Origin of the sequence: Rhodococcus sp. JVH1 (assembly GCF_000280725.2) — a bacterium.
Taxonomy (GTDB): Bacteria; Actinomycetota; Actinomycetes; order Mycobacteriales; family Mycobacteriaceae; genus Rhodococcus_F; species Rhodococcus_F jostii_A.
This window is the reverse complement of the sequence record NZ_CP166289.1, coordinates 3,970,376-3,994,601: the sequence shown is the minus strand read 5'-3', so window position 1 is coordinate 3,994,601 and position 24,226 is coordinate 3,970,376. Positions and strand designations below refer to the sequence as shown.

Annotated in this window: 22 protein-coding genes; 10 read left to right on the top strand and 12 right to left on the bottom strand. The window is 66.8% G+C overall.

The features are described from left to right. Window positions 1–60: 60 nt before the first annotated feature. Window positions 61–1,512, bottom strand: coding sequence for a CCA tRNA nucleotidyltransferase (locus JVH1_RS18400; protein ID WP_009476723.1), 1,452 nt, complete (start codon window positions 1,510–1,512; stop codon window positions 61–63). A gap of 149 nt (window positions 1,513–1,661) precedes the next feature. On the opposite strand from JVH1_RS18400, the gene JVH1_RS18395 reads away from it, so the two are divergent. The 5 genes from JVH1_RS18395 to JVH1_RS18375 all read left to right on the top strand — a co-directional run bounded on the left by JVH1_RS18395 (window position 1,662) and on the right by JVH1_RS18375 (window position 10,082). Next, window positions 1,662–2,237: an NUDIX hydrolase gene (locus JVH1_RS18395; RefSeq protein ID WP_005572816.1), complete on the top strand. Its 576-nt coding sequence runs from the start codon at window positions 1,662–1,664 to the stop codon at window positions 2,235–2,237. Between the two features lie 2 nt (window positions 2,238–2,239). Then, the gene (locus JVH1_RS18390) at window positions 2,240–4,630 is read left to right on the top strand and encodes a DUF6049 family protein (protein ID WP_043780300.1); all 2,391 of its coding nucleotides are present in this window, start codon (window positions 2,240–2,242) and stop codon (window positions 4,628–4,630) included. A gap of 113 nt (window positions 4,631–4,743) precedes the next feature. Next, window positions 4,744–8,622, top strand: coding sequence for a murein biosynthesis integral membrane protein MurJ (gene murJ / locus JVH1_RS18385; RefSeq protein WP_009476726.1), 3,879 nt, complete (start codon window positions 4,744–4,746; stop codon window positions 8,620–8,622). 47 nt (window positions 8,623–8,669) lie between these two features. After that, the gene (gene sigM / locus JVH1_RS18380; RefSeq protein WP_009476727.1) at window positions 8,670–9,251 is read left to right on the top strand and encodes an RNA polymerase sigma factor SigM; all 582 of its coding nucleotides are present in this window, start codon (window positions 8,670–8,672) and stop codon (window positions 9,249–9,251) included. A gap of 78 nt (window positions 9,252–9,329) precedes the next feature. Beyond that, window positions 9,330–10,082: a hypothetical protein gene (locus JVH1_RS18375; protein WP_009476728.1), complete on the top strand. Its 753-nt coding sequence runs from the start codon at window positions 9,330–9,332 to the stop codon at window positions 10,080–10,082. Window positions 10,083–10,085: 3 nt separating this feature from the next. On the opposite strand, the gene JVH1_RS18370 is transcribed toward JVH1_RS18375, so the two are convergent. After that, window positions 10,086–10,658, bottom strand: a complete 573-nt coding sequence (locus JVH1_RS18370) for a TetR/AcrR family transcriptional regulator (protein ID WP_009476729.1) — start codon at window positions 10,656–10,658, stop codon at window positions 10,086–10,088. Window positions 10,659–10,747: 89 nt separating this feature from the next. On the opposite strand from JVH1_RS18370, the gene JVH1_RS18365 reads away from it, so the two are divergent. From JVH1_RS18365 to JVH1_RS18345, 5 genes are all read left to right on the top strand, one after another. Next, window positions 10,748–11,719 (top strand): NAD-dependent epimerase/dehydratase family protein, encoded by a 972-nt coding sequence (locus tag JVH1_RS18365; RefSeq protein ID WP_009476730.1) that lies wholly within the window; start codon window positions 10,748–10,750, stop codon window positions 11,717–11,719. A 36-nt stretch (window positions 11,720–11,755) separates the two neighbouring features. Continuing rightward, window positions 11,756–12,943, top strand: a complete 1,188-nt coding sequence (gene nox, locus JVH1_RS18360) for a 4,4'-dithiodibutanoate disulfide reductase (RefSeq protein ID WP_009476731.1) — start codon at window positions 11,756–11,758, stop codon at window positions 12,941–12,943. 112 nt (window positions 12,944–13,055) lie between these two features. After that, a complete protein-coding gene (gene trxB, locus JVH1_RS18355; protein ID WP_009476732.1) occupies window positions 13,056–14,039 on the top strand; it encodes a thioredoxin-disulfide reductase in 984 nt (327 codons plus the stop codon). Window positions 14,040–14,078: 39 nt separating this feature from the next. After that, complete coding sequence (trxA, locus tag JVH1_RS18350) at window positions 14,079–14,402, top strand: thioredoxin (protein ID WP_009476733.1); 324 nt, start codon at window positions 14,079–14,081, stop codon at window positions 14,400–14,402. 165 nt (window positions 14,403–14,567) lie between these two features. Beyond that, window positions 14,568–15,767, top strand: coding sequence for an N-acetylmuramoyl-L-alanine amidase (locus tag JVH1_RS18345; protein ID WP_009476734.1), 1,200 nt, complete (start codon window positions 14,568–14,570; stop codon window positions 15,765–15,767). 18 nt (window positions 15,768–15,785) lie between these two features. Here the strand turns inward: JVH1_RS18345 and JVH1_RS18340 are convergent, their stop codons facing one another. The 10 genes from JVH1_RS18340 to rpmH form a co-directional block, all read right to left on the bottom strand. Then, window positions 15,786–16,484 (bottom strand): hypothetical protein, encoded by a 699-nt coding sequence (locus JVH1_RS18340; protein ID WP_005560833.1) that lies wholly within the window; start codon window positions 16,482–16,484, stop codon window positions 15,786–15,788. A 157-nt stretch (window positions 16,485–16,641) separates the two neighbouring features. Then, the gene (locus JVH1_RS18335) at window positions 16,642–17,724 is read right to left on the bottom strand and encodes a ParB/RepB/Spo0J family partition protein (RefSeq protein ID WP_009476735.1); all 1,083 of its coding nucleotides are present in this window, start codon (window positions 17,722–17,724) and stop codon (window positions 16,642–16,644) included. Then, window positions 17,721–18,734, bottom strand: coding sequence for a ParA family protein (locus tag JVH1_RS18330; RefSeq protein ID WP_005560835.1), 1,014 nt, complete (start codon window positions 18,732–18,734; stop codon window positions 17,721–17,723). The genes JVH1_RS18335 and JVH1_RS18330 overlap by 4 nt, the downstream gene beginning before the upstream one ends. 68 nt (window positions 18,735–18,802) lie before the next feature. Further along, complete coding sequence (gene rsmG / locus JVH1_RS18325; protein ID WP_043780305.1) at window positions 18,803–19,486, bottom strand: 16S rRNA (guanine(527)-N(7))-methyltransferase RsmG; 684 nt, start codon at window positions 19,484–19,486, stop codon at window positions 18,803–18,805. Window positions 19,487–20,180: 694 nt separating this feature from the next. Next, complete coding sequence (locus JVH1_RS18320; protein ID WP_009476738.1) at window positions 20,181–20,585, bottom strand: nuclear transport factor 2 family protein; 405 nt, start codon at window positions 20,583–20,585, stop codon at window positions 20,181–20,183. Window positions 20,586–21,561: 976 nt separating this feature from the next. Continuing rightward, window positions 21,562–22,116 carry a protein jag gene (locus JVH1_RS18315; protein WP_005249113.1) on the bottom strand — a complete coding sequence of 185 codons (555 nt, stop codon included), beginning with the start codon at window positions 22,114–22,116 and terminating at the stop codon, window positions 21,562–21,564. 19 nt (window positions 22,117–22,135) lie between these two features. Further along, complete coding sequence (yidC, locus tag JVH1_RS18310) at window positions 22,136–23,248, bottom strand: membrane protein insertase YidC (protein WP_009476743.1); 1,113 nt, start codon at window positions 23,246–23,248, stop codon at window positions 22,136–22,138. 4 nt (window positions 23,249–23,252) lie between these two features. Next, window positions 23,253–23,618, bottom strand: coding sequence for a membrane protein insertion efficiency factor YidD (yidD, locus tag JVH1_RS18305; RefSeq protein WP_043780307.1), 366 nt, complete (start codon window positions 23,616–23,618; stop codon window positions 23,253–23,255). Further along, a complete protein-coding gene (gene rnpA, locus JVH1_RS18300) occupies window positions 23,615–23,992 on the bottom strand; it encodes a ribonuclease P protein component (protein ID WP_011596258.1) in 378 nt (125 codons plus the stop codon). The genes yidD and rnpA overlap by 4 nt, the downstream gene beginning before the upstream one ends. A 27-nt stretch (window positions 23,993–24,019) precedes the next feature. Continuing rightward, entirely contained in the window at window positions 24,020–24,163 is a 144-nt protein-coding gene (rpmH, locus tag JVH1_RS18295; RefSeq protein WP_005263481.1) for a 50S ribosomal protein L34, read from the bottom strand. Between the last annotated feature and the right edge of the window lie 63 nt (window positions 24,164–24,226).

Here is a 24,226-nt window from a genome sequence, read left to right as displayed (position 1 = left end):
ACGGCCGCCCGAAAGCGAAATAAGGAGATGAGACGTCGACCCGAACGGATCGACGCTCGGTCAGCCCTGCTGCGTGGCCCACCACGACAGCAGTTCGGCCTCGGCCTCGTCGCGGCTGAGGGGGCCACGATCGAGCCGGAGCTCCTTCAGGTACTTCCACGCCTTACCGACGTCGGGGCCCGCCGGAATGCCGAGCAACTCCATGATCGCGTTGCCGTCGAGGTCAGGGCGCACCCGCGCGAGATCTTCCTGCTCGGCGAGCCGGGCGATCCGCTCCTCGATGTCGTCGTATGTCGCCTGCAGGGCGGCCGCCCGCCGCTTGTTACGGGTGGTGCAATCGGCGCGGACCAGCTTGTGCAGCCGCGGCAGCAGCGGGCCGGCATCGGTCACGTACCGGCGCACGGCGGAATCCGTCCACTGACCCTTGCCGTAACCGTGGAACCGCAGGTGGAGGAACACCAGCTGCGAGACGTCGTCGACCATCTGCTTCGAATACTTCAGCGCCCGCATCCGCTTGCGGACCATCTTCGCGCCGACCACCTCGTGGTGGTGGAAGCTCACACCACCGCCCGGCTCGTTGCGCTTCGTGTCCGGTTTACCGATGTCGTGCAGCAGCGCCGCCCACCGCAACACCAGGTCGGGGTCGCCGTCCTCGAGGTCGACGGCCTGCTTCAGCACGGTCAGCGAATGCCAGTACACGTCCTTGTGCTGGTGGTGCTCGTCGATCTCGAGCTTCATCTGCGGCACCTCGGGCAGCACGAAATCGGCGAGACCCGTCTCGCACATCACGTTCATGCCGTCGATGGGGAACTCGCCGAGGATCAGCTTGTCGAGTTCGGCCCGCACGCGTTCGGCCGTGATCCGCTCGATCTGAGGCGCCATGTCGACGATGGCCTGATGCACACGCTCGTGCAGCGTGAACCCCAGCTGGGACACGAACCGGGCGGCCCGCAACATGCGCAACGGATCGTCGTTGAAGGAGTTCTCCGGCGCCGACGGCGTGTCCAGCACCCCGGCCAGCAGCGCGTTCATGCCGCCCAGAGGGTCGACGAAGTCCTGCGATCCGTCCGCACCGATCCGCACGGCCATCGCGTTGACCGTGAAATCGCGCCGCACCAGATCGTCCTCGAGCTTCGTCCCGAACTGGACGACCGGATTGCGCGACACCCGGTCGTAGGCGTCGGCGCGATACGTCGTGATCTCGATCTGCTGGCCCGCCTTGGCGGCGCTGATCGTCCCGAACTCGATGCCCGTGTCCCACTGGTTGTCGGCCCAGCCGGACAGCAGTTTCTGCACCTGCTCCGGGTGAGCGTCGGTGGTGAAGTCGAGGTCGGTGCCGAGGCGGCCCAGGATCGCGTCCCGGACACTGCCCCCCACCAGGTACAACTCGTGACCGGCGGCGGCGAACCTCTCACCGAGCGGCGTCAGGACTTCGGACAGCTCGCGCAGCGTCACCGCGGCGCCGGCAAGCAGTCGCGTACGGCGCTCGTCGTCGAGAGAAGGGGCAGTCACGTCCAGGAAGCTTACCGAGGTGCGCAAATAGCGAGATACGCATACACGCTGTCACCTCGCCGTTCGGTTCACCACAGGTGTGTCACGAAGCGTCTCGGTTCGGGTGCGGCGTTCCGGTGGAGACGGCAAAGCCAACTACTATCGATGGGGTGTCTGCTGCCGAACGTGCGAACAGGAGTCGCCGCAACTCGCGGCGGCGCGGCGCCGTCGGCAAACCCGCGAAACCCCACATGAGGACGGTTCGCGAAACGTCGGCGGGCGGGCTCGTCGTCAACGGTCTCGGCGGACCGCGGGAGAATCTGTGCGCCGCGCTGATCGGACGCACCGACCGACGCGGGCGGCTGCTGTGGTCGCTGCCCAAGGGACACATCGAGCAGGGCGAGACCGCCGAACAGACCGCGATGCGTGAGGTCGAGGAAGAGACCGGCATCCAGGGCACCGTCCTCGCGTCGCTCGGCAGCATCGACTACTGGTTCGTCACCGAGGGCCGGCGGGTCCACAAGACCGTCCACCACTATCTGCTGAGATGCCTCGGTGGGGAACTGTCGGACGAAGACGTGGAAGTCACCGAGGTAGCGTGGGTGCCGCTCGCCGAGCTGGGATCACGCCTGGCCTACGCAGACGAACGGAAACTCGCAGAAATCGCCGGTGACTTGATCTCCAAGATGACTACCACCCCGACCGCCCCCGACCTGAAGCTCCAGAAGGGGCCAGACGCCGGATGAGGATGGCTTTGCGTCGGGTCGGTGCCGTGACGTTGACCGCACTCGCGGTCGTTCTGGCTCCCACCAGCACCGTGGTGGCGGCGGCCCAGGACCCGGTGCCGCCCGAGAGCGCCGGGACCCAGTCGGTCGACGAGGACCCGGAGTTTCTCGAACTGCACATCGACGACGTCACGCCGTCCACGGTCACCACCACCAGCGACCCGTTCGTCACGGTCACGGGCTCGGTGAAGAACATCGGTGACCGCACGGTCCGCGACGTCAGTGTGCGGTTGCAGCGCGCTCCCGCCGTCGCGAGCAGCGAGGGCCTCCGTACGTCCCTGACCCTCGATCAGTCGCGGTACGACACGGTCGGGATGTTCGACACGGTCGCGGGCCGCCTCGACGAGGGGCAGAGCAAGCAGTTCACGCTGTCGCTGCCGCTGCGGTCCGACACCGACATCTCCCTCGACATCACCGAACCCGGCGTGTATCCGCTGATGGTGAACGTGAACGGCACCCCCGAGTACGGCGGTGCGGCGCGACTCGACGACGCCCGTTTCCTGCTCCCCGTGTTCGGGGTCCCCGGCACTCCGGCCGTGCCCCCGGACATCTCCAGTCCCGTCGCCGTCACCATGATGTGGCCGCTCGCCGACCGGCCCCGGCTCGCGGCGGGGGTGCCCGGCTCCGTCACCGAACCGGTCCGTCTCGTCGACGACGACCTCGCGACCTCGCTCGCGGACGGCGGCCGCCTCGACGAACTGCTGGGCGCGGCGGAGTTCGCCACCCGGGAGAGCGTCGACCGCGATCACACGCTCCGGGACAGTCTGTGCCTGGCCGTCGACCCGGACCTGCTGATCACCGTCGAGAACATGGCGCGTGGATATCTGGTGGTGGACGACCCGTCCGATCCCACCGGTTCCGCGCACGAGGGCGCCGGTAAGGATGCCGCGTCGGCGTGGCTCGACCGCGCCCGGTCGCTGGCCGCGTCCATGTGCACCACGTCGGTGCCGTTCGCGCAGGCCGACCTGTCCGCGATCACCGAGGTCGCGAACCCGGGCCTCACCGCGACCGCCGTCGAAGCCCCCGCGGACATCGTCGACAACGTTCTGGGTGTCACGTCGCTGCGCAATTTCGTGTGGAGCGACGCCGGGGTGCTCGACGACGCGACGGCGCAGATGCTCCGCGGAGACGAGGCGACCACCACGCTCGTGGCCGCGAATTCCGTCGACACGACGACACCCCGCGACAGCGCCCACGTCATCGAGGCGACACCGCCCCCCGCACCCGTTCCCGCGAACGGGGAGACGACCCCGGCGGCCACCGAGACGCCCGCGGCCACCGGAAGCGTCGACGCGCTGCTCTTCGATCCCTCGGTCGGCACGGCGCTCGCGGCCATGGGGGCGACACCGCAGACCCCCTCGTACACCCCGGAGCGCGCGCGGTACGACCTCTCGGACGATTCCCAGACCGCCCGGCTGCAGGACGCGCTCGGCGCGGTGTCCTGGTCTGCCCTCGAACCCGAGGCCGCACGGGCCGCCGGCACCCCGCGATCGCTGATGGTGGTGCCACCGCAGCTGTGGACGGCAGGCGCCGAGGACGCGAAGACACTGCTGTCCACGGTGTCCTCGCTGATGCGCTCGGGGCTGGCGACGCCCCGGCCACTGCCCGCGATCCTGGGACGGCAGCCCGGATCACCCGAGATCGCGACCCTGGAGTACCCGGATCAGGCCGCCGAGGACGGCGTCCCCGCCCATATCCGCGACGCCGCCGCCACGCAGACACCCCGCATCGAGGCACTGAACGCCGCGCTGGTCGACGACCCGCAGGCCCCGCTCACCCCGGAACGCTTCACCGCACCGCTGAGGGAGGACCTCCTGCGCTCGATGAGCCTCGCGCATCGCCGCGACGACGAACGACGGTCCGCGGAAGAGGCGTCCGACGTGCGCGCCGACGAGGTGGCCGAAACCATGGACGACCTGTTCGGGGCCGTCACCGTCGTGTCGCCGGGCGGCGTCTACACGCTGGCCTCGGAACAGAGCCCACTGCTGCTGGTGGCCAGGAACGACCTGCCGGTCGGGATCACCGTCCGCCTCCAGGTGGATGCGCCGTCGGGGATGACCATCACCGACATCGGCCCCACCACACTGCCCCCGCGCGGCAGTCGCACCCTCACCGTTCCCACCGAGGCCAACGACTCCCGCAAGCTCGTCGTCAAATTCTCTCTGACCACCGCCGATGGACAGCAACTGGGAGAGCCGACCAGCGTGACGGTACGGTCCAACGCGTACGGGCAGGCATTGGCGATACTGACAGCATGCGCGGGTGCTCTGCTGCTGTTCCTCGCCGGCCGCCGGCTGTGGCATCGATTCCGCGGCCAGCCGGATCCAGCTGACGAAGGGTACGAACGTTCATGACCGGGAACTTGCCCAGTAGGGGTCAGAGGCTTCCCGATCGCTCCCATCCCCGGGTCGCGCCGTGGGAGCGGGACCACTGGGCTCGGGAAATCCGGCCGGACGAGGCGCCGACGGTGCAGTTCGCGGCCATCCGCGTCGACCCCTCGCCGCCTCCGGTCCGGGATTCCGGGCCCTCGACCGCGCCGCAGAAGCAGAGCAACTCGCGACTGCTGGCGTCCACCGGCTCGATCGCGGTGGCGACGCTCGTCAGCCGCATCACCGGATTCGCCAAGCAGCTCCTCGTCCTGACGCTGCTCGGTGGGTCGGTGGCCAGCTCGTTCACCGTCGCCAGCCAGATCCCGAACATGATCTCCGAGCTCGTGCTGGGAGCGGTGCTCACCGCGATCGTGGTGCCCGTCCTGGTGCGCGCCGAACGCGAGGACCCGGATCAGGGTGCGGCGTTCGTCCGACGCCTGTTCACCGCCACGTGTGTGCTGCTCGGCACGGCGGCGTTGCTGGCGACCGCCGCGGCACCCGTACTCACCACCCACGTCTTCCTGTCGGCCGACGGCAAGGTGAACACGTCCCTCACCACAGCTCTGTCCTATCTCCTCCTGCCCGCGATCCTGTTCTACGGACTGTCGGCGCTGCTCACGGCCATTCTCAACACCCGGCAGGTGTTCAAACCCGGTGCCTGGGCTCCGGTGCTCAACAACGTCGTGATGCTCACCGTCCTGGTGATCTACTACGCGACACCGGGGGAGATCACCCTCGATCCGGTGCGGATGAGCGACCCGAAACTGCTGGTCCTCGGTGTGGGCGTCACGCTGGGTGTCGTGGTGCAGGCGCTGAGCCTGGTGCCTGCGATCCGGCGCGAGGGCATCTCGCTGAAACCGCTGTGGGGCCTCGACGACCGGCTCAAGCAGTTCGGCGGCATGGCCGTCGCGATCATCCTGTACGTGCTGATCAGCCAGGCAGGAATGATCGTCGCCACCCGCATCTCGTCCCACGCGGACGCATCGGGTCCCGCGATCTACAACAACGCGTGGCTGCTGCTGCAGCTGCCGTACGGCGTGCTCGGCGTGACGGTGCTGACGGCGATCATGCCGCGGCTCAGCCGCAACGCCGCCGCCGACGACACCCCCGCCGTGGTCGACGACCTGTCCGTCGCCACCCGGCTCACGATGATCTCCCTCATCCCGATCATCACGTTCCTCACGTTCGCCGGCCCCGAGATCGGCCAGGCACTGTACGGGTACGGCAACTTCGGGTCCGGTGACGCCGAACGCCTCGGTCAGGCCGTCAGCTGGTCGGCCTTCACGCTCATTCCCTATTCCCTGGTACTGATCCAGCTCCGCGTGTTCTACGCCCGCGAACAGGCCTGGACCCCCACGTGGATCGTCCTCGGCATCACCGCGGTGAAGATCGCTTTGTCCGCTCTCACCCCGCTCATCGCCTCCAGCGACGACCAGGTGGTCATCCTCCTCGGCGCCGCGAACGGCCTGGGCTACATCACCGGCGCGCTCGTCGGGGGCTGGCTGCTGCACCGCAGTCTCGGCAACCTGCAGATGGCGAACGTCGGCAAGACGGTGTGGGTGGTGGTGCTCGCGTCGATGGCGGGTGCGCTCGTCATGCTCGGCGCCGACCGCCTCCTCGGGCTCGACCGTCTCACCAGTCTGTTCGGCGGTCCGGGCTCGATGGTCCGGGTCATGATCAGCGGTGTCCTGATGCTCGTCGTCACCTTCGTGATCCTCTGGTTCGCGAAGATTCCCGAAATCGTGTCCATCACCGTCGCCGTCGCCCGCAAAGTTCGCGCGCTGCGCGGTCGCGGCGCCGCACCGGAACCGGAGGCCGACCCGCTCGCAGACGCCGAAACCGAACTGATTCCCGTGGTCCGCGCCACACCGCACGACTTCGGGGGACAGCCGCGTGGTATCGAACGACCCGGTGGACTCCCGTACCCTGGACACGAGCGGGTCGGATCGCCGCCCGGTACTGGTCGGAGTTGGGCATTCGAGAATGAAGGAGTGAGGGTGAGCGACGACGACGTGGCCGGCAGCAAGAGAGCCGGAGGTTCTACGGTGCAAGCGTCCGAACGCGATTCGGCCGCCGCCCCCAACGGCGTCGACGCCCCGACCACCCGGATGTCGTCCGAGTCGGCCTCCACCGACTCCGCGAAGTCCGGCAAGCAGGCCGGCGCCGACGCACCGCAGAAGAAGGACGCGGACACGTCCGCGGGCGCCGCGGACACTCCGAAAACGGGGCAGAGCAAGGAGACCGGCGGTCCTGCGGATGCGCAGACGAAGGCTGCGCCGACGACTCCCGCCGACGACTCCGGCGAATCGCGCGGAGACACACGTCACATGGGCGCTGCCCCCGCACGGGATCTCAGTTACGACACCGGAGTGATCCCGATCACACCGGCACCCGGACGTGAGCCCGGCGCAGGCCCGCGTCGTACTCCCCGTGGCCCCAAGCTCATTCCCGGCGCGTCCGTCGCGGGCGGTCGGTACCGCCTGCTGACTCCGCACGGCGGTTCGCGCGGACTGCAGTTCTGGCAGGCACTCGACGTCAAGCTCGACCGCGAGGTGGCCCTGACGTTCGTGGACGCCGAACAGCGCTCCACCTCCGCCGGTCCCGAAGGCCCGCAAGCCATTCTGTCGCGCACCCTGCGCCTGGGCCGGATCAACTCGCCCGGTCTCGCCCGCGTGCTCGACGTGGTCCGCGGTAGCTCCGGCGGCATCGTCGTCGCCGAGTGGACCCCGGGCCGCTCCCTGCGGGAGATGGCCGACACCAAGCCGTCTCCGATCGGCGCCGCCAGTGCCATCCGCGCACTCGCCGCGGCCGCCGAGACCGCGCACCGGGCCGGCGGGGCACTGTCCATCGACCACCCCGACCGCGTCCGTATCAGCATCAACGGCGATGCCGTGCTGGCGTTCCCGGCCACGCTCGCCGACTCCGACTCGAGTACCGATGTGCGCGGACTGGGCGCCATGCTCTACGCCCTCATCACCGCCCGCTGGCCGCTGGGTGACCCGTCCGCGCCCTCGGGTGACCCGTCGGGTTCGCACCGTCCGGGCAGCGTCGGCGGTATGCGACTGGCCGACCGCGACTCGAGCGGACAGCCCATCGGACCGCGGGTGATCCGGCCGGAGGTCCCGTTCGAGATCTCCGCGGTGGCGTTGCGCTCGCTCGAGCCGAACGGGGGAATCCGCACGGCGGCCACCGTGCAGCACATTCTCGATCAGGCGTCCGTCGTCAACGACAAGACCGAATTCATCCCCGCCCTGCGGCTCGGGCAGCGGGGCCCCGGCACGACCGGTCACGCTCTCGCCGACCCGGAAGCGTTGGAGGCGGAGAAGAAGAAGTCCAACCGGATGATCGCGGCGCTCGTGGGCCTCGCGGTCGTCACGATCATCGTGCTGGCGCTCTTGGGCTTCTGGCTCGCGACGTTCCTCACGGGCAGCAGTTCCGACGCGCCGCTCACCGAACAGGACTTCGGGCTCACCACGTCGGCCGAGGCACCGCCCAACCCCGAGTCGCCCGCACCCGCGCCCGCCCCGGCGGCGAACGTCGCACCGGTCACGCCCTCGGGGGCAACGGTGTTCTCGCCGCAGGGCACACCCGACTCGGCCGCGAACGCCCGGCTTGCCGTCGACGGCAACACGTCCACCGTGTGGAGCACCGACTCGTACTTCCAGCCCTTCCCCGCGCTGAAGAACGGTGTGGGCCTGATGGTCACGCTGGACGAGCCGGCGACCCTGTCGAGCGTGTGGATCAACTCGCCGACTCCGGGCACCAACGTCGAGATCCGCAGCGCGCCGTCGGAGAACCCGACCCTCGACCAGACGCAGGTGCTCGGTTCGAAGGTCCTCGGCAACGGCGTCACCGACATCCCGGTGAAGTCGGAGGGACCCACCAAGAACGTCCTGGTGTGGATCACCGGCCTGAGCAATTCCGGTGGCAAGAACCAATCGTCCATCGCCGACGTCGGTTTCAACGCCGCGACGTAGTCGGCACCCGGTACTCGCGGACCGGCGAACTGAGCTAACATCCGCCGGTGCGAATCTTCCGGGGGGATTCCGAGGGTGAGCCCTCGGACGTCGACCTGTTGGCTGCGCACGTCGCCGGCGATCGGCACGCCTTCGAGACACTGCTCGCGCGGCACTACGACCATCTGTGGCACGTCGCCAAACGCACCAGCTACACCACCGAGGATGCGGCGGACGCCCTGCAGGAGGCGCTGCTGTCCGCGCATCGCAACGCGGGCTCGTTCCGCGGGGATGCCGCGGTCCGCAGCTGGCTGCACACGATCGTGGTCAACGCCTGCCTCGACCGGATCCGCCGCAACAAGGCTCGTCCGGCGGTGTCCCTGTCCGCGGACGAGGACGACGAGCCGCGCGACGCCCGCGACTATGTGTCCGAGGTGGAGCTCAGCCTGGTGGTCGAGCGCGCACTGGCGCAGCTGCCAGCGGATCAGCGGACCGCGATCGTGGCCGTCGACCTCGAGGGCCGTTCGACCAGCGAGGCCGCCATTCTCCTCGGGGTTCCGGAAGGCACCGTGAAGAGCCGCTGCGCCCGCGGCCGGAAGAAGCTGGCCGCCTCTCTCGAATATTTTCGGGTGGAGGGGAACCGATCATGACTCCGGGGCGTCAAAACGTAGTAGGAGTGGGTAACTGTCCTGACGTCCCGGACCACAACGACTCGGTGAGGAGGTGCCATGGCCGACCGTGAACCCGACCCGTCCGATGCCAACCTGCCTGCACCGCCGTACTCCGAGGACCTGTTGGCCGACCTTCATGCCGGGGTGCTGCCGGAGTCGGTCAGCGATCGCCTGTGGCCGCTCGTCCGGAACGACCCGCAGGCGATGGCGGTCATCGACGCCCTCGACCGGGTCGCCGACCAGCTGGGTGCGCTCGGTCGCGATCATTCCGTCTCGACCCCGATTCCCGCCGACGTCGCCGACCGCATCAATCGTGCTCTCGCCGCGGAGCGGGGCACACCTGCCGAGGCCGCCACCGTGGTCCCACTCGCCCGGCGGCGGAAGTGGGCTGCCGCGGCCGCGGGGACGTTCGCGACGGCGGCAGCGGTCGTGGTGGCCGTCGCGGTCGTCACGCCGGACAGGCAGGAACCCGAGACGCCGATCGTCGCTCTGCCCAGTTCCGAAACCTCGCCGGCACCAGCCGTTCTCGATCTGGGCACCGATCTCGACTCCGGACGCCTCCTCACCGTGATCGGTTCGCGGCAGCTCGGACCACTCGAGGATCCCGCGCAACTGTCGGAATGTCTGCGCGCCAACGGTATCGAAACGTCCCGCCCCCTGCTCGGTTCCGGCGAGGTTCGCCTCGACGGTGTTCCCGGGGTACTGCTGCTGGTGGCCTCGCCGCGTCCGCCGCAGATCACGGCCCTGGTGGTCGGCCGCGAGTGCGGCGCGGGAGATCCGGCGACGATCGCGGTCACCGAGATCGGTTGATCCTCAAGATCGTTCGCGCCCCGAGCGGGCGACCGGCAGGAGTAGCTCGAGGATCTTCCCACGCAGTTCCGGGGTGTCGTCCTCGACGGCGATCAGGCTGGTGAACAGCGCGGCGCCGGCGGCGAGCACCAGCACGGCCGTCGCGGTGCTCGACCCGGCCGGGTCCTCCTCGCTCTCGAACAGCTGAGTACTCGGCCCGCTGAATCCCCGCCACAGCGCGGTGCGGAGATCGTCGTGGTCCCGGATCGCGGCCAGCAGACCCGGCGTGGCCGCTCGCACCTCCGGTCGTGAGAACAGTTCGGCGCTGCCGGTCACCACCCAGCGGATCCAGCCTTCGCGGTCGGTGCCCTCGAACGGTGTCAGGTCGGGTGTTGCACCGAGGATGGCGTCGAGAACCAGGTGCGCCTTCGACGGCCACCGTCGGGTGATGGAGGCCCTGCTCACCCCGGACCGCGTCGCGATGGCCCGCATGCTCAGTTGTTCCCAGCCCGATTCCACGAGCATCGCCCGGGTGACCGCGAGGACGTCGGTGTCGATCCGCGGGTCGCGGGGGCGGCCGCTTCCAGTTGCATTCATTGGTTCGAATTGTGGGACAGAAGTGCCTTCCGCGCTATATCGTACCTATTACGAGACCAGTGGCACCGTAATTCGATCAGGACGGTCACATGAAGATCGCGGTCACCGGCGGCACCGGATACGTCGGCGCCCACACCACGCTGGCGCTCCTCGCCGCCGGCCACTCGGTTCGGCTGCTGGTGCTGCCCGCCGAATCTCCCGACGCCGTGCTCGCGGCAGCCGGGGACGACGCCGCGCGGATCGAGCAGGTGGTCGGCGACATCCGCGACGCCCAGGTGGTCGCACGCCTCCTCGACGGCTGCGACGCACTGCTCCACGCCGCCGGAGTAGTGGGCACCGACGATCGACGCGAGCAGCTGATGTGGGAGATCAACACGCAGGCCACCGCCGCGATCCTCACCCGGGCGGCGTTCCTCGGACTCGACCCGATCATCCATGTCGCGAGTTTCAGTGCCCTGTTTCCGTCACCCGACGCCGTCATCGGCCCGGACAGTCCGACGGCGTCGGGCCGCAGCGCGTACGGCCGCACCAAAGCGGCCGCCGATCGCATCGCCCGCGCGCTCCAGGGCGCGGGCGCCCCCGTGGTCATCACGTACCCGACGAGCGTCGTGGGTCCCGGGCTCGGATCCACGAAGGGCGTCACCGAACAGGGCTGGGGCGCGATCGTCAGCGGCGGGGTGGCACCCCGATTCGACGGCGGCATGCAGATGATCGACGTGCGCGACGTGGCCGCGGTCCACGCCGCCGCGATGCACCCCGGCCGCGGTCCCCGGCGATACGTCTGCGGCGGCGAACTCGTCGAGTTCAACCAGCTCATCGACGTCCTCGAACACTCGTCGGGCCGTCGACTCCGGCGCATCCCGCTGTCGGGCAGCACCTTTCGCACGCTCGGGCGGATCGCCGACGTGATCGGCAGGTTCACACCTCTCAGCGCGGGGCTCAGTTACGAGGCCGCCTGGTTGCTCACCTCGGCGACCCCGACCGACGACTCGCGCACCCGCGACGAGCTGGAGCTCACCTGGCGGCCTGCCCGCGCGGCGCTGGCCGCGACCTTCACCTGAACGCCCTTCCACCACCACCCTCGAAGGCGGACCACCATGACCGTTCCACCACCGCACCCCGGCATCTGGGAGCCGGCCCGCCTGGGTCCCCTGACGCTGCGCAACCGCATCGTGAAGGCCGCCACGTTCGAAGGCGTCATGCCGCGCGGCCGGATCACCGACCAGCTCGTCGACTTCCACGCCGAGGTCGCTCGCGGCGGCGCCGCACTGACGACCGTCGCGTACTGCGCCGTCTCACCCGGCGGACGCGTCCACGCGAACACCCTCGTGCTCGACCGCGCCCGCGTCCCCGACCTGCGCCGGCTCACCGACGCCGTTCACGCCGAAGGCGGGTTGGTCGCGGCGCAGATCGGTCATGCCGGTCTGGTCGCGAACACACTGTCCAACCGCACCAAGACCCTCGCGCCGTCCACCCGCCTCAGCCCGCCCGCGATGGGTCTGGTGAAGGGGGCCACCCGAGTAGAACTCGACCAGGTCACTCGGGACTTCGAGGACACGGCCCGCAACGCCGTCGAGGCAGGATTCGACGCGATCGAGGTTCACCTGGGGCACAACTACCTCCTCAGCTCGTTCATGAGCCCCAACCTCAACAAGCGGACCGACGAGTACGGGGGCAGCCTGGAGCGGCGGGCGGCGTTCCCCAGGCGGGTGGTCGAGAGAGTGCGCCACGCCGTCGGCGACTCGGTGGCCGTCACGGCCAAATTCAACATGACGGACGGTGTTCCGAAAGGGCTGTGGCTCGACGACAGTCTCCGTATCGCGCAGCTCCTCGAAGCCGACGGGCATCTCGACGCGCTGCAGCTCACCGGGGGCAGCTCGTTGCTCAACGGGATGTACTTCTTCCGCGGCGAGGTTCCGATGGCGGAATTCGTTGCCTCACAGCCCAAGCTGGTGGGCTGGGGCCTGAAGGTCTACGGGCCGCGCATCTTTCCGACGTACCCCTTCGAGGAAGCGTTCTTCCTCCCGATGGCACGGCAGTTCCGCGAAGCCCTGTCGATGCCGCTCATCCTCCTCGGCGGCATCAACAGACTCGACACGATCGAGAACGCACTCGGCGACGGGTTCGAGTTCGTCGCGATGGCGCGCGCCCTGCTCCGCGACCCGGACCTCGTCAACAAGTTCCGCGACCGGCACGTGGCCGAGGGACTCTGCATCCATTGCAACAAATGCATGCCCACCATCTACACGGGCACCCGCTGCGTCATCCGGGAGACTCTGCGCTGATCAGGGCGCCCGCGAGGGGAGCGACCGGTATCACCTGCAGTCGGGGAACAACACCCTTTAGTCTTGTGTTGATCCATACGACTGAGCACCCCCTCACTACTGGAAGGCCCGCATGACCACTCCATCGACGGTTCATGAACTCATCATCGTTGGTTCGGGACCTGCCGGATACACCGCTGCCGTCTACGCGGCGCGCGCGGAACTCGAACCGTTGCAGTTCGAGGGGACCCAGTTCGGTGGCGCCCTCATGACCACCACCGAGGTCGAGAACTTCCCCGGATTCCGTGAGGGAATCATGGGACCCGACCTGATGGACCAGATGCGCGAGCAGGCCAAGCGGTTCGGCACCGACATCCGCACCGAGGACGTCGAGGAACTCGACCTCACCGGCCCGATCAAGAAGGTCGTCGTCAACGGCGAGACCTACCAGGCGCATGCGGTGGTGCTGGCAATGGGCGCCGCAGCCCGTTACCTGGGGATTCCGGGTGAAGAGAAGTTGCTTGGCCGCGGCGTCAGCGCCTGCGCCACGTGTGACGGATTCTTCTTCAAGGATCAGGACATCGTCGTGGTCGGCGGCGGCGACTCCGCCATGGAGGAGGCCACCTTCCTCACCCGCTTCGCGCGCAGCGTCACCGTGGTGCACCGCCGCGAGGAGTTCCGTGCGTCCCGCATCATGCTCGAGCGCGCCAAGGCGAACGCGAAGATCCGGTTCGTCACCAACGCGGCGCCCGTCGAGGTGCTGGGCGAGAACAGCGTCACCGGTCTCGTGATCCGCGACACCGTCACCGGTGAGACCTCCACGCTGGACGTCACCGGCATGTTCGTCGCCATCGGTCACGACCCGCGCAGCGAACTCGTCAAGGGACAGGTCGACCTCGACGACGCCGGATATGTGCTCGTCAAGACGCCGACCACCGCCACCTCCGTGGACGGAGTCTTCGCCGCCGGCGACCTGGTCGATCACATCTACCAGCAGGCGATCACCGCCGCCGGCACCGGTTGCTCCGCGGCGATGGATGCCGAGCGCTGGCTCGCAGAGCGCGGCGACATCACCGCCAACACCGTCGCCGCCGCGGGCTTACCGGTCGACGCCTGACCTCACCACACACACCCACCTCGAGTAAGGGAAATCCCCGTGTCGAATACCGTCACCATCACCGATGATTCGTTCCAGCAGGACGTCATTTCCAGTGACAAGCCTGTCCTCGTCGACTTCTGGGCCACCTGGTGCGGCCCGTGCAAGATGATCGCCCCCGTCCTGGAGGAGATCGCCGGTGAGCACAGCGAGAAGCTGACAATCGCGAAGCTCGACATCGATGCCAACCCGGGCGCTGCGCGCGATTTCCAGGTCATGTCGATTCCCACGCTGATCCTGTTCAAGGACGGCAAGCCGATCAACACGATTGTCGGCACCAAGGGCAAGGCTGCGCTGCTGAAAGAGCTCGCCGACGTTCTCTGATCGACACCCGAACACCCGGCGCGATTCCCGATTTTGTGGGAATCTCTGAGACAATCGATCGATGTGCTCCAGTCGCATCAGCTAGACCGACCGGAACACATCGATCGTTTTGTTTGTACCGAGACTCGTATGTACTCGTTGATTCGGACTGAGAGGCCCTGAAACATGCACCGACTCCGTCACGGCGACCATGGTCCGGCCGTCGCTGAGATTCGGGGCACTCTGGCCGGTCTCGGTTTCCTGCACAACGGCGTCGCCGACACCCGTCGCGAGGGCACCAACGGTTCGCACTGGATCGCCCCCGACGCCGTGTTCGATCACCACCTGGACAGCGCCGTACGGGCCTTCCAGCAGCAGCGTGGGCTTCTCGTCGACGGAATCGTGGGTCCTGCCACCTACCGGTCCATGAAAGAGGCGTCGTACCGCCTGGGCGCGCGCACGCTGATCTACCAGCTGTCCGCACCGCTCTACGGCGATGACGTCGCCACCCTGCAGACCCGCCTGCAGGATCTCGGCTTCTACGTCGGTCGCGTCGACGGCTTCTTCGGCCCGCAGACCCACGATTCGCTGTCCTCGTTCCAAAGGGAGATCGGGATCGCCGCCGACGGCATCTGCGGTCCGGCCACCCTGCGGTCGCTCGAGTTGCTCGGCACCCGCGTCACCGGTGGGTCACCGCACGCGATGAGCGAAGAAGAAATGGTTCGCAGCTCCGGACCCCAGCTGAGCGGCAAGCGGATCGTCATCGATCCGGGCCTCGGCGGCGACACCTACGGCACCATCGTCCGGTCCGCGTACGGCACGATCTCGGAGTCCGACATCCTGTGGGATCTCGCCAGCCGCCTCGAGGGCCGCATGGCCGCGACGGGCATGGAGACATTCCTGTCCCGCCCGCACCACGCCAATCCGACGGACATCGAACGCGCGTCCACGTCGAACGCCTTCGATGCCGACCTGATGATCTCGTTGCGCTGCGACGGGAACACCAGCCCGTCCGCCAACGGTGTCGCGAGCTTCCACTTCGGCAACTCGCACGGTTCGACGTCGATGATCGGTCAGGTCCTCACCGGATTCATTCAGCGGGAGATCGTGGCGCGCACGCCCCTGCAGGATTGCCGGACCCACGGCCGCACCTGGGACCTGCTGCGTCTGACGAACATGCCGACCGTGCAGATCGACCTCGGTTACCTCACCAACGACCTCGACGCCGCGGTGCTCTCCAACCCCCGGGCCCGCGACGCCATCGCCGAAGCGATCCTCATCTCCGTGAAGCGTCTGTACCTGCTCGGTCAGGACGATCAGCCGACCGGAACGTTCACGTTCGCCGAGTTGCTCGCCGAAGAGCTGTCTTCCTCCGAACGTTCCTGACGTCTCGTTCCCGAACGCTCAGTGCGCACCGACGGGTGTGCGCTCCCCGATGTCGACCATGCTCACCGTCGCGGTGTGGATCAGACGCTCCAGGGCAGCCTCGACGTCTTCCTTCCACCCGTGATCCCGGTTCAGCTCGAGCCGTAGGCGCGGGAACCGATGATGGGGCGCGACGATTTCGAAGCCGTTGTCCTCGAGGAAATCAGCCGGGATCATGCACTCCTCGGGGGAGCACTCGCGCGCCGCTGTGGCTGACGCCATCCCGTGTGTGTCGATCGGCCCTGTTCCGTCGGTGTTGCGGATGCCGAACGCCTCGAGCGCGCGAACGCCGCGGCGCACCAGATCGGCAACCACGGCTTGGATCAACGTGGTTCCCAGATTCTGTTCTTCCCCGGCCGGCTCGAGCCGAAGGCTGGTGAGGAGGACAGCGTCGGCACCGACCGGAGCGGTCGGGAGAAGCTGCGCGCGCGGAACGGTCCGTGGGGGAGCGTAGAGGGCGCTGCCGACCGGCTTGCCGTCCATGACGGCAACCTGACCGCACGATCCCCATTCGAGCATGACCATGGAGAGCCAGGCTTCCTTCTCGAACTCCTGGTCGCAGAATCCGCGCGAACTGTGGATGGCCGCGGGATCCATTTCCCAGAAGACACAGCGACGAGCGTGGGCGGAGAGCTTGTCCAAGCCGTCGAGAGTGAGCGATGTGACGTGAGTCGACACTGGCTAGCTCAGCCTCCATATGTCACTACCGCAGATCATTCGACATCCTCTGGTATTCAACGTTTTTCGCCCCCGATAGTTCTGCTGGAGTCGGCCCGTCAGCGGCCACTGTCACAGTGACGGATCACCCGCGGGTACTTCTACCTCTCTCAGGCGCTCATGAATCGGCCTTCTGTGCCTCCATCATCCCAACGATCCTCTGAAGATCGTCCACCGAACCGAACTCGACCACAATCTTGCCCTTGCGCTTGCCGAGGCTGACCGTGACCCTCGTGTCGAACGAATCCGACAGCCGCTCGGCGACGTCCTGCAAGCCAGGCATCTGGATCGGCTTGCGGCGCTGGGCGGGCTGCGCCGCCTGGTCGTCGCTGCGGTTGGCGAGCGTCACCGCCTCCTCTGTCGCGCGAACGGACATGCCCTCCGCAACGATGCGTGCCGCCATCACCTCCTGCGCGTCGGCTCCGGCCTCGAGCGACAACAGGGCGCGAGCGTGACCGGCGGACAGCACACCCGCCGCGACGCGTCGTTGCACGGGAATCGGCAATTTCAACAGTCGGATCATGTTCGTGACGACGGGACGCGAGCGGCCGATCTTCGCCGCCAGTTCCTCGTGGGTCACCTCGAACTCTTCGAGCAACTGCTGATACGCCGCAGCCTCTTCGAGCGGGTTCAGCTGCACGCGGTGGATGTTCTCCAGGAGCGCGTCGCGAAGCATGGCGTCGTCGCCGGTCTCGCGGACGATCGCCGGGATCGTCTCCAGCTCGGCTTCCTGGCTGGCACGCCACCGACGCTCGCCCATGACGAGCTGGAACTTGCCGTCGTCGAGCGGACGCACCACGATCGGCTGCATCAATCCGAACTCGCGGATCGAGTGGACGAGCTCGGCGAGTGCGTCGTCGTCGAACACCTGACGCGGCTGCTTGGGGTTCCGCTCGATCAGGTCTGGAGCGATCTCCCGGTACACCGCCCCGGTGGGGGAGGGGAGGGGTTGAGCACCGTTTCCGGATTCGCCGTCGGCGCCGTTGCTGCTTCCATTGTTTCCCGTGGACGCGGGAGCGGTCTTCTCGTCGGTCGCAGAGTCCGACGCGTTCGGCGCGGGAGCGGTCAGTACGGTGCGCCGGTCCGCGCCGATCACGACATCCGCGGCGGCGTTGCCCAGCCCCGGTCCCGTCGTCGTCGGTCCCGTAGGAATGAGCGCAGCCAGTCCACGGCCAAGTCCACCCTTACGCGTCTGACTCATCGCTGCTCCTGCTTCGTGATGTGTGCGGTGCGCGCTGCGAGTTCACGTCCCGCGTCGAGGTAACTCATGGCGCCCCGCGAGCCGGGGTCGTAGTCGAGCACGGTCATGCCGTACCCGGGCGCTTCGGACACCTTCACGCTGCGGGGAATGACGGCGCGGAGGACGGCGTCGCCGAAGTGGGTGCGGACTTCTTCGGCCACCTGGTCGGCCAACTTGGTGCGCCCGTCGTACATCGTGAGAAGGACCGTCGACACGTGGAGGTCCGGGTTGAGATGTGCCTGCACCAGTTCGATATTCCGCAGCAGCTGTCCCACACCCTCGAGGGCGTAGTACTCGCACTGGATCGGAATCAGGACTTCCTTGGCCGCGACCATGGCGTTCACCGTGAGCAGTCCGAGCGAGGGCGGGCAGTCGATCAGGATGAAGTCGGCATCCACTTCGCCGAGAGCCTTCTCCGAGAGCGCGCCCTTCAGCCGACCCTCGCGGGCGACCATGGAGACCAATTCGATCTCGGCGCCGGCGAGGTCGATCGTGGCCGGAATGCAGAACAGCCGGTCGTTGTGCGGGCTCTTCTGGATCGCCTCCGCTGCCGTTACCTCACCGAGGAGAAGCTCATAGCTGGACGGCACACCGGAGTGGTGGGCGACTCCCAACGCCGTGCTGGCGTTGCCCTGCGGGTCGAGGTCGATGACCAGAACGGTAAGTCCCTGAACCGCGAGGGCGGAGGCGAGGTTGACCGCGCTCGTCGTCTTGCCGACGCCGCCCTTCTGATTGGCGATCGTGAGGATCCGCCGTTCGGGCGGCTTCGGCAGACTCACCGAGTGGGGGTGCAGCACCTGACTCGCGCGGTGCGCGGCGGCACCGATCGGAGTCTCCTCGACGGAGATTCCGTTGTAGGGGGCCGTGAATCCGTCGTCTCCGTTCCCGGAGCTCGTCGCCTGGTCGGATTGATGGTCGGTTTCACGTGAAACTGTTTCACGTGAAACGGCGGATTCAGGCCCACCCGACATTGACTACTCCTTTGATTGGGAATCGCTCGTTACTCGACATATTCACTCCCTAGTCACCGTGCACATCGTCATCGACGCTGACGGCGTTTCGGTATACGTTCTGCCCGAACGACAACGGTGGGGACTGGAAGCAGGCCCACTCCGCATTCCACGATATCCAGCTTGCCAGCACCCAACCGAGTCAGGGAAGCGCGATCACGGGAAATCTCTTCGGCGGCGCTCGAACCTTTCAATGCGAGCATTCTCCCATGCTCGTGGATAAGCGGCAGCGACCACTTGGCCAACTTCTCCAACGGTGCCACCGCACGGGACGTCACGACGTCTGCGCCGCCGGCTTCCTTCACCACGCCCGACTCCTCGGCCCGGCCCCGGACCACCAGCACGTCCAGACCGTTCGACTCGACGAACTCGGCGAGGTACACCGACCGTCGCAGCAGCGGCTCCACCAACGTGATCCGGAGATCTGGTCGGGCGATCGCGAGCGGGATACCGGGCAATCCGGCACCGCTTCCGACATCGACAACCGACTCACCCTCGGCGATCAGTTCACCGACGACGGCACAGTTGAGGAGGTGGCGTTCCCAGAGTCGCGGAACCTCCCGCGGTCCGATCAACCCCCGCTCGACACCGTCGGTCGCCAACGACTTGTAGTAGCGCTCCGCAATATCGAATCGTTCACCGAACACCTGGCGTGCCGCCGCTTGTTCGTCCCATTCGGCCGGCTCTCCACCATTCGGTTCCACGTGAAACATCCTCCCGCGAATAACGCGAAATCAACAAACACAGTTTCTTTATTATCCGCCCTCCGTTGCGAGTATGTCCCTTAACTCGAACGCGCAACGCCGGAACAGTGTCGAGCCGCACCCCTTCCGGTGGGGGAGGGGAGGGGTTGACTTCGTGCACTGTCGGTGAGGCATCCCGCCGACTCGGCGGTCCCGCGTCGCCTCGCCGGTGAACGACCTCGGATGCGTCTCGCGCACATCGCGTCATCTGGTTCTGCGGATCAACAGCGGGGCGATCGACGCGCGAATGTTTCACGTGGAACAGGCGACGGGGCGTGCAAGGACTGGGCGGCAGCGTCGGCGTAGTCGTGATCGGGATTGTTCGCGACGTTGCGCCGGGATCGCGGTCGGTTGATCGCGGTCGGCGCGGACAGTTTCACGTGGAACAACGGTCGTGCGTTTCACGTGGAACAGAACCGACCCGTCGGCGCATCCGTCGTCCCAAGTCTGCGGCGCGGGGGTCAGCGAATGAGTGACCCCCGAAGAGGCGCAGCCATCGCGCCTACTCGACGCTAACTCTCGGTAGCTTCGCTCCGACGGATCCCCGTTTCTCAATCATCACAGTGACGAAACTCCCGGGTGTGGTTGGGTGGGTGAAACTACAACCTAAATTCATTCAAAAACGTCCGAAATAGCGGCCTGCGGGCTCCACATACGCGATAGGTCAGACCGTGGTGTCCGGGAACGAGTGGTGCTCGTGAGCGACGAGCCAACGACCATCTACCTTCCGCGACCCCACTGTGAGGCGGAGCCGGTTTTCCGGATTGCCGGCGAGCTCCGCGTCCATTCCACAGCGGAGGAGCGCATGGGCGAACGCGACATCCTCGCCGGCAGTCACGTCCAATGTCACCATCTCGAACCTGGCACCCTGCGACTGCCATTCGAAGAACGGCGGCCATGTCTCGCGATACGCATCAATTCCGCGAGCGCCCTCGTATGGCGGCGGCACGTCGAACATCACGATGTCGTCGGAGTGGTCCGCGAGAACCCCGGCCATGACGCCGCTATGCACAGCCTCCACCCAACGGTCGATCAGATTCCGGATCTGTCGTTCGTCCTCGCTCATCATTCACTCCATCAAGTCGACGGCACCGCTTCGGTCGCTTCAATCATGTGGACTTCGAGAAGCGTTGAAACTCATCGCACCGAACCACTGACACGTGAGTGGTATGTCTCAGGACTTCGCGGACGCTTGCGGATCGTTCCGCTCACCATCGCCTGACGAGCGGAACAGAGCTTCGATGGATCCAGCACCCTCTCCACGATCCCAGCAGTAGTCGCGGCAGGAGGGTTACCCGAGCGCTTCGTCACAAGGGCCCCGACGGACTCACGTGTGGGCGGCCCCTGAAAACTGAGCGAGGCACGGCATCCCAATCTTGACCCGCCTCCATACATCCTGGCTCGAGTCCGCTCGGCCTGGGCCGCCGAGGGTTGTTGAAGAGTTCCAGACGATGCCGGCGGCCCCACCTACTTTGCGGGGGACATCGTCAGCAATTTCCGCTTCCCGCCGCTGCTCGATGGGGCGCATCGCCGGGAAAGTCGGCCGCGTCCGGGAAGTCCGAGGCAGGGAAGAGTCATCTCGTCGACGCGCTCGCGCGCACGCCGCGATCGAGACTCAGCTGCGGGTGCTGAAGTCAGTCGGACCCGCCGCCCGGACGCTGGCGAACTTCTGCTCCTGCGAGCTTGTGGTCGTCGACGACACCGCCTCGCCCGACGCCTCGCTGGCATGTGCGTGCAGCCGCTCGACTGACGACGGAGGCTGAATTGACCCACTCCTGCCGCGGCACGATCGGGGCGAAGTCGGCGGACCGGTGGCGCAGTGACCCGCCCGCACTGTCCACGAAGTCCTGAGACAGCGCAGTCACGCGACGGTGGCGCACGAAATCTCGCCGCAGACACCCGACGTCTCGGTGGGGGAGGGGAGGGGTTCGTGTTTCACGTGAAACGAAACGAAGCCAAAGTGACGGATCGCGACTACGAATAGCGAGAAGGCGGGGCTCCCGCAGATGAATCCGGGAGCCCCGCCTTGGTGATGCTTGTGTGGATCAGTCCTTGATGACGACCACGCGACGTGAAGGCTCGGCGCCTTCGCTCTCGCTCGAAACCCCATCGACCTTCGCGACTGCGTCGTGAACGATCTTGCGCTCGAACGGTGTCATCGGAGCGAGCTCCTCGCGTTCACCGCTCTCGAGTACGCGGCGGGCAGCCGAGGAACCCAGCTCGGTCAGTTCGGCGCGACGGCCGGCACGCCATCCGGCGATGTCGAGCATCAGGCGACTACGTTCGCCCGTCGCCTGCTGCACGGCGAGGCGAGTCAGTTCCTGGAGTGCGTCCAACACCTCACCCTTGCGCCCGACCAACTTGGTGAGATCGTCTCCACCATCGATGCTGACAACAGCACGGTCGCCCTCGACGTCCAGGTCGATATCGCCGTCGAAGTCGAGTACGTCGAGCAGCTGCTCCAGGTAGTCGCCGGCGATTTCCCCTTCCTCGATCAGGTAGTCGTCAGAATCGGAATCCACCTCGGTGTCCGGGTTCTGCGTCGTTGCAGTCACGTCTGTCTCATCTCCGTCCACTGCGATGTCAGGCTCACTAGCCATGCTTGTTCTCTTTTCTGAATCAGCGCCGCTTGCGCTTGGGGGACTTTCCGCGGTTGGACTGGGGGCGGGCACCGGGCTTCGGCTTCGACGTTCCGGCAGCCGAACCGTCACCACTCACCTGATCGGAGGCGCTGTCTTCGACGACGCCCTCGACGATCTCCGGTTCGTCCGCCGAGGAAGAACCGTCCGTTGCGGTCGCGGACTTCTTCTTTTTCTTGGTGAGATCGGGACGTGCACCAGGCTTCGGAGCGTTGTCCGCCCGGCGTGCGATGGCAGCCTGCTTCTTCTCTTCCTCTTCTTCGTCGATGCGACGGAAGACGATGTGCTGCTGCGCGTACGTCCAGATGTTGTTACTCACCCAGTACAGGAGGATCGCGATGGGGAGAAACGGACCACCGACGAGCACACCGAGCGGGAAGACCCACAGTGCGAGCTTGTTCATGATCGCGGACTGCGGGTTGGCGGCGGCCTCGGGACTCTGACGAGCGACGGAGGCGCGCGAGTTGAAGTGCGTCGCGATGCTGGCGATGACCATCAGCGGAACCGCGACAACGGCAATGTTCAGCACGGTGGGGATCGGGCCGTACGCAGCGAACGCGTCGAGCTGTTCCTTCGGCATGGTGATCCAGGCCGAGATGGGAGCGCCGAACAGTCGGGCACTCAGGAAGGACTGCACGTCCTCGACGCTGAAGAAGTAGTTCGGCGTGTTCGCGTTCGCCTCGACCGACATGCCGAGCTGCCCGAACCCGGTGCCGGTGCGGTTGAACGAGCGCAGTACGTGAAACAGGCCGATGAAGACCGGAGCCTGCGCGAGAACCGGGAGGCAGCCCATGATGGGGTTGAACCCGTGCTCCTTCTGGAGCTTCTGCATCTCGACGGCCTGGCGCTGGCGGTCGCCGGAGTACTTCTTCTGCAGGGCCTTGATCTGCGGCTGAAGTTCCTGCATCTGGCGCGTCGTGCGTACCTGCTTGACGAACGGCTTGTACAGCACGGCACGCAGAGTGAACACGAGGAACACCACGGAGAGCGCCCACGTGACACCGCTGTCCGGCCCGAGAAAGGGAATGGCACCGAATATCTTGTGCCAGACCCACAGGATCCCGGACACCGGATAGTAAATGAAGTCGAGCACGGCTCTATGTACTCCTCTGTTCGTCCACGTTCGCCGGACAGCAACGTCGGCCACCCGCATGACGGTCGCGACGGGCAGGGACCGGGTCCCACCCACCAGGGTGCCAGGGGGCACACTTCGCCAACCGAACCACCGTCAAAAAAAGGCCTTTGATCACCCCGTGGGTACGCAGGGATTCCACCGCGTACTCGCTACAGGTCGGCATGAACCGGCAGGTCGGCATCCTCAGGGGCGACACATACGTCCGGTAGAGCTCGATGAAGAAAATGAGAGTGCGCGCCGGCATCGCACGGACCGACTTCCACGCGGAAGAGGCCGAGGAGGTGGCCTCGGCCGTATCGGCGCGCGACTCGTGGAGTGCGCTTTTCATGCGGAGGTACTCACGGGCGCAAGAAGGTCCAATCGAAGGAGACCTGCACGGAGTTGCTTCTCCAGGTCCCGGCTACTTGCAGTCGCAGCTCCCGGAAGAGCCCGAATCACCACATCGGTGCCCCGTGGAACCACGTCCACAAGGTCGATGCAGATATGACGAAGCCGGCGTGCGACTCGATGTCGAATCACCGCCGGCCCGACAGCCTTACTCACAACCAGTCCGAATCGCGGACCGCCGCTACTCACCAGCTCATCTGCCTGCGCACGGTCGAATGCGTGCACAACCAGGTCGCGTCTTCCCATCCGACGACCACGTCGCACAGTCATCGAAAAATCTGAATGACGACGCAATCGGTGCGGCTCAGGCAACACCCCGAGCTCCCGAACCCAGTGTCGGGATCAGGCGGTGAGAGATTCGCGGCCCTTACGGCGACGCGCCGAAACGATTGCACGACCCGCACGGGTCCGCATACGAAGACGGAAGCCGTGAACGCGCGCGCGGCGTCGGTTGTTCGGCTGGAACGTCCGCTTGCCCTTGGCCACGGTCAACACTCCTCGAAGTTCATCGACGCCTCCCGGCGTCATGGATCTAACATTGGCGAAAAC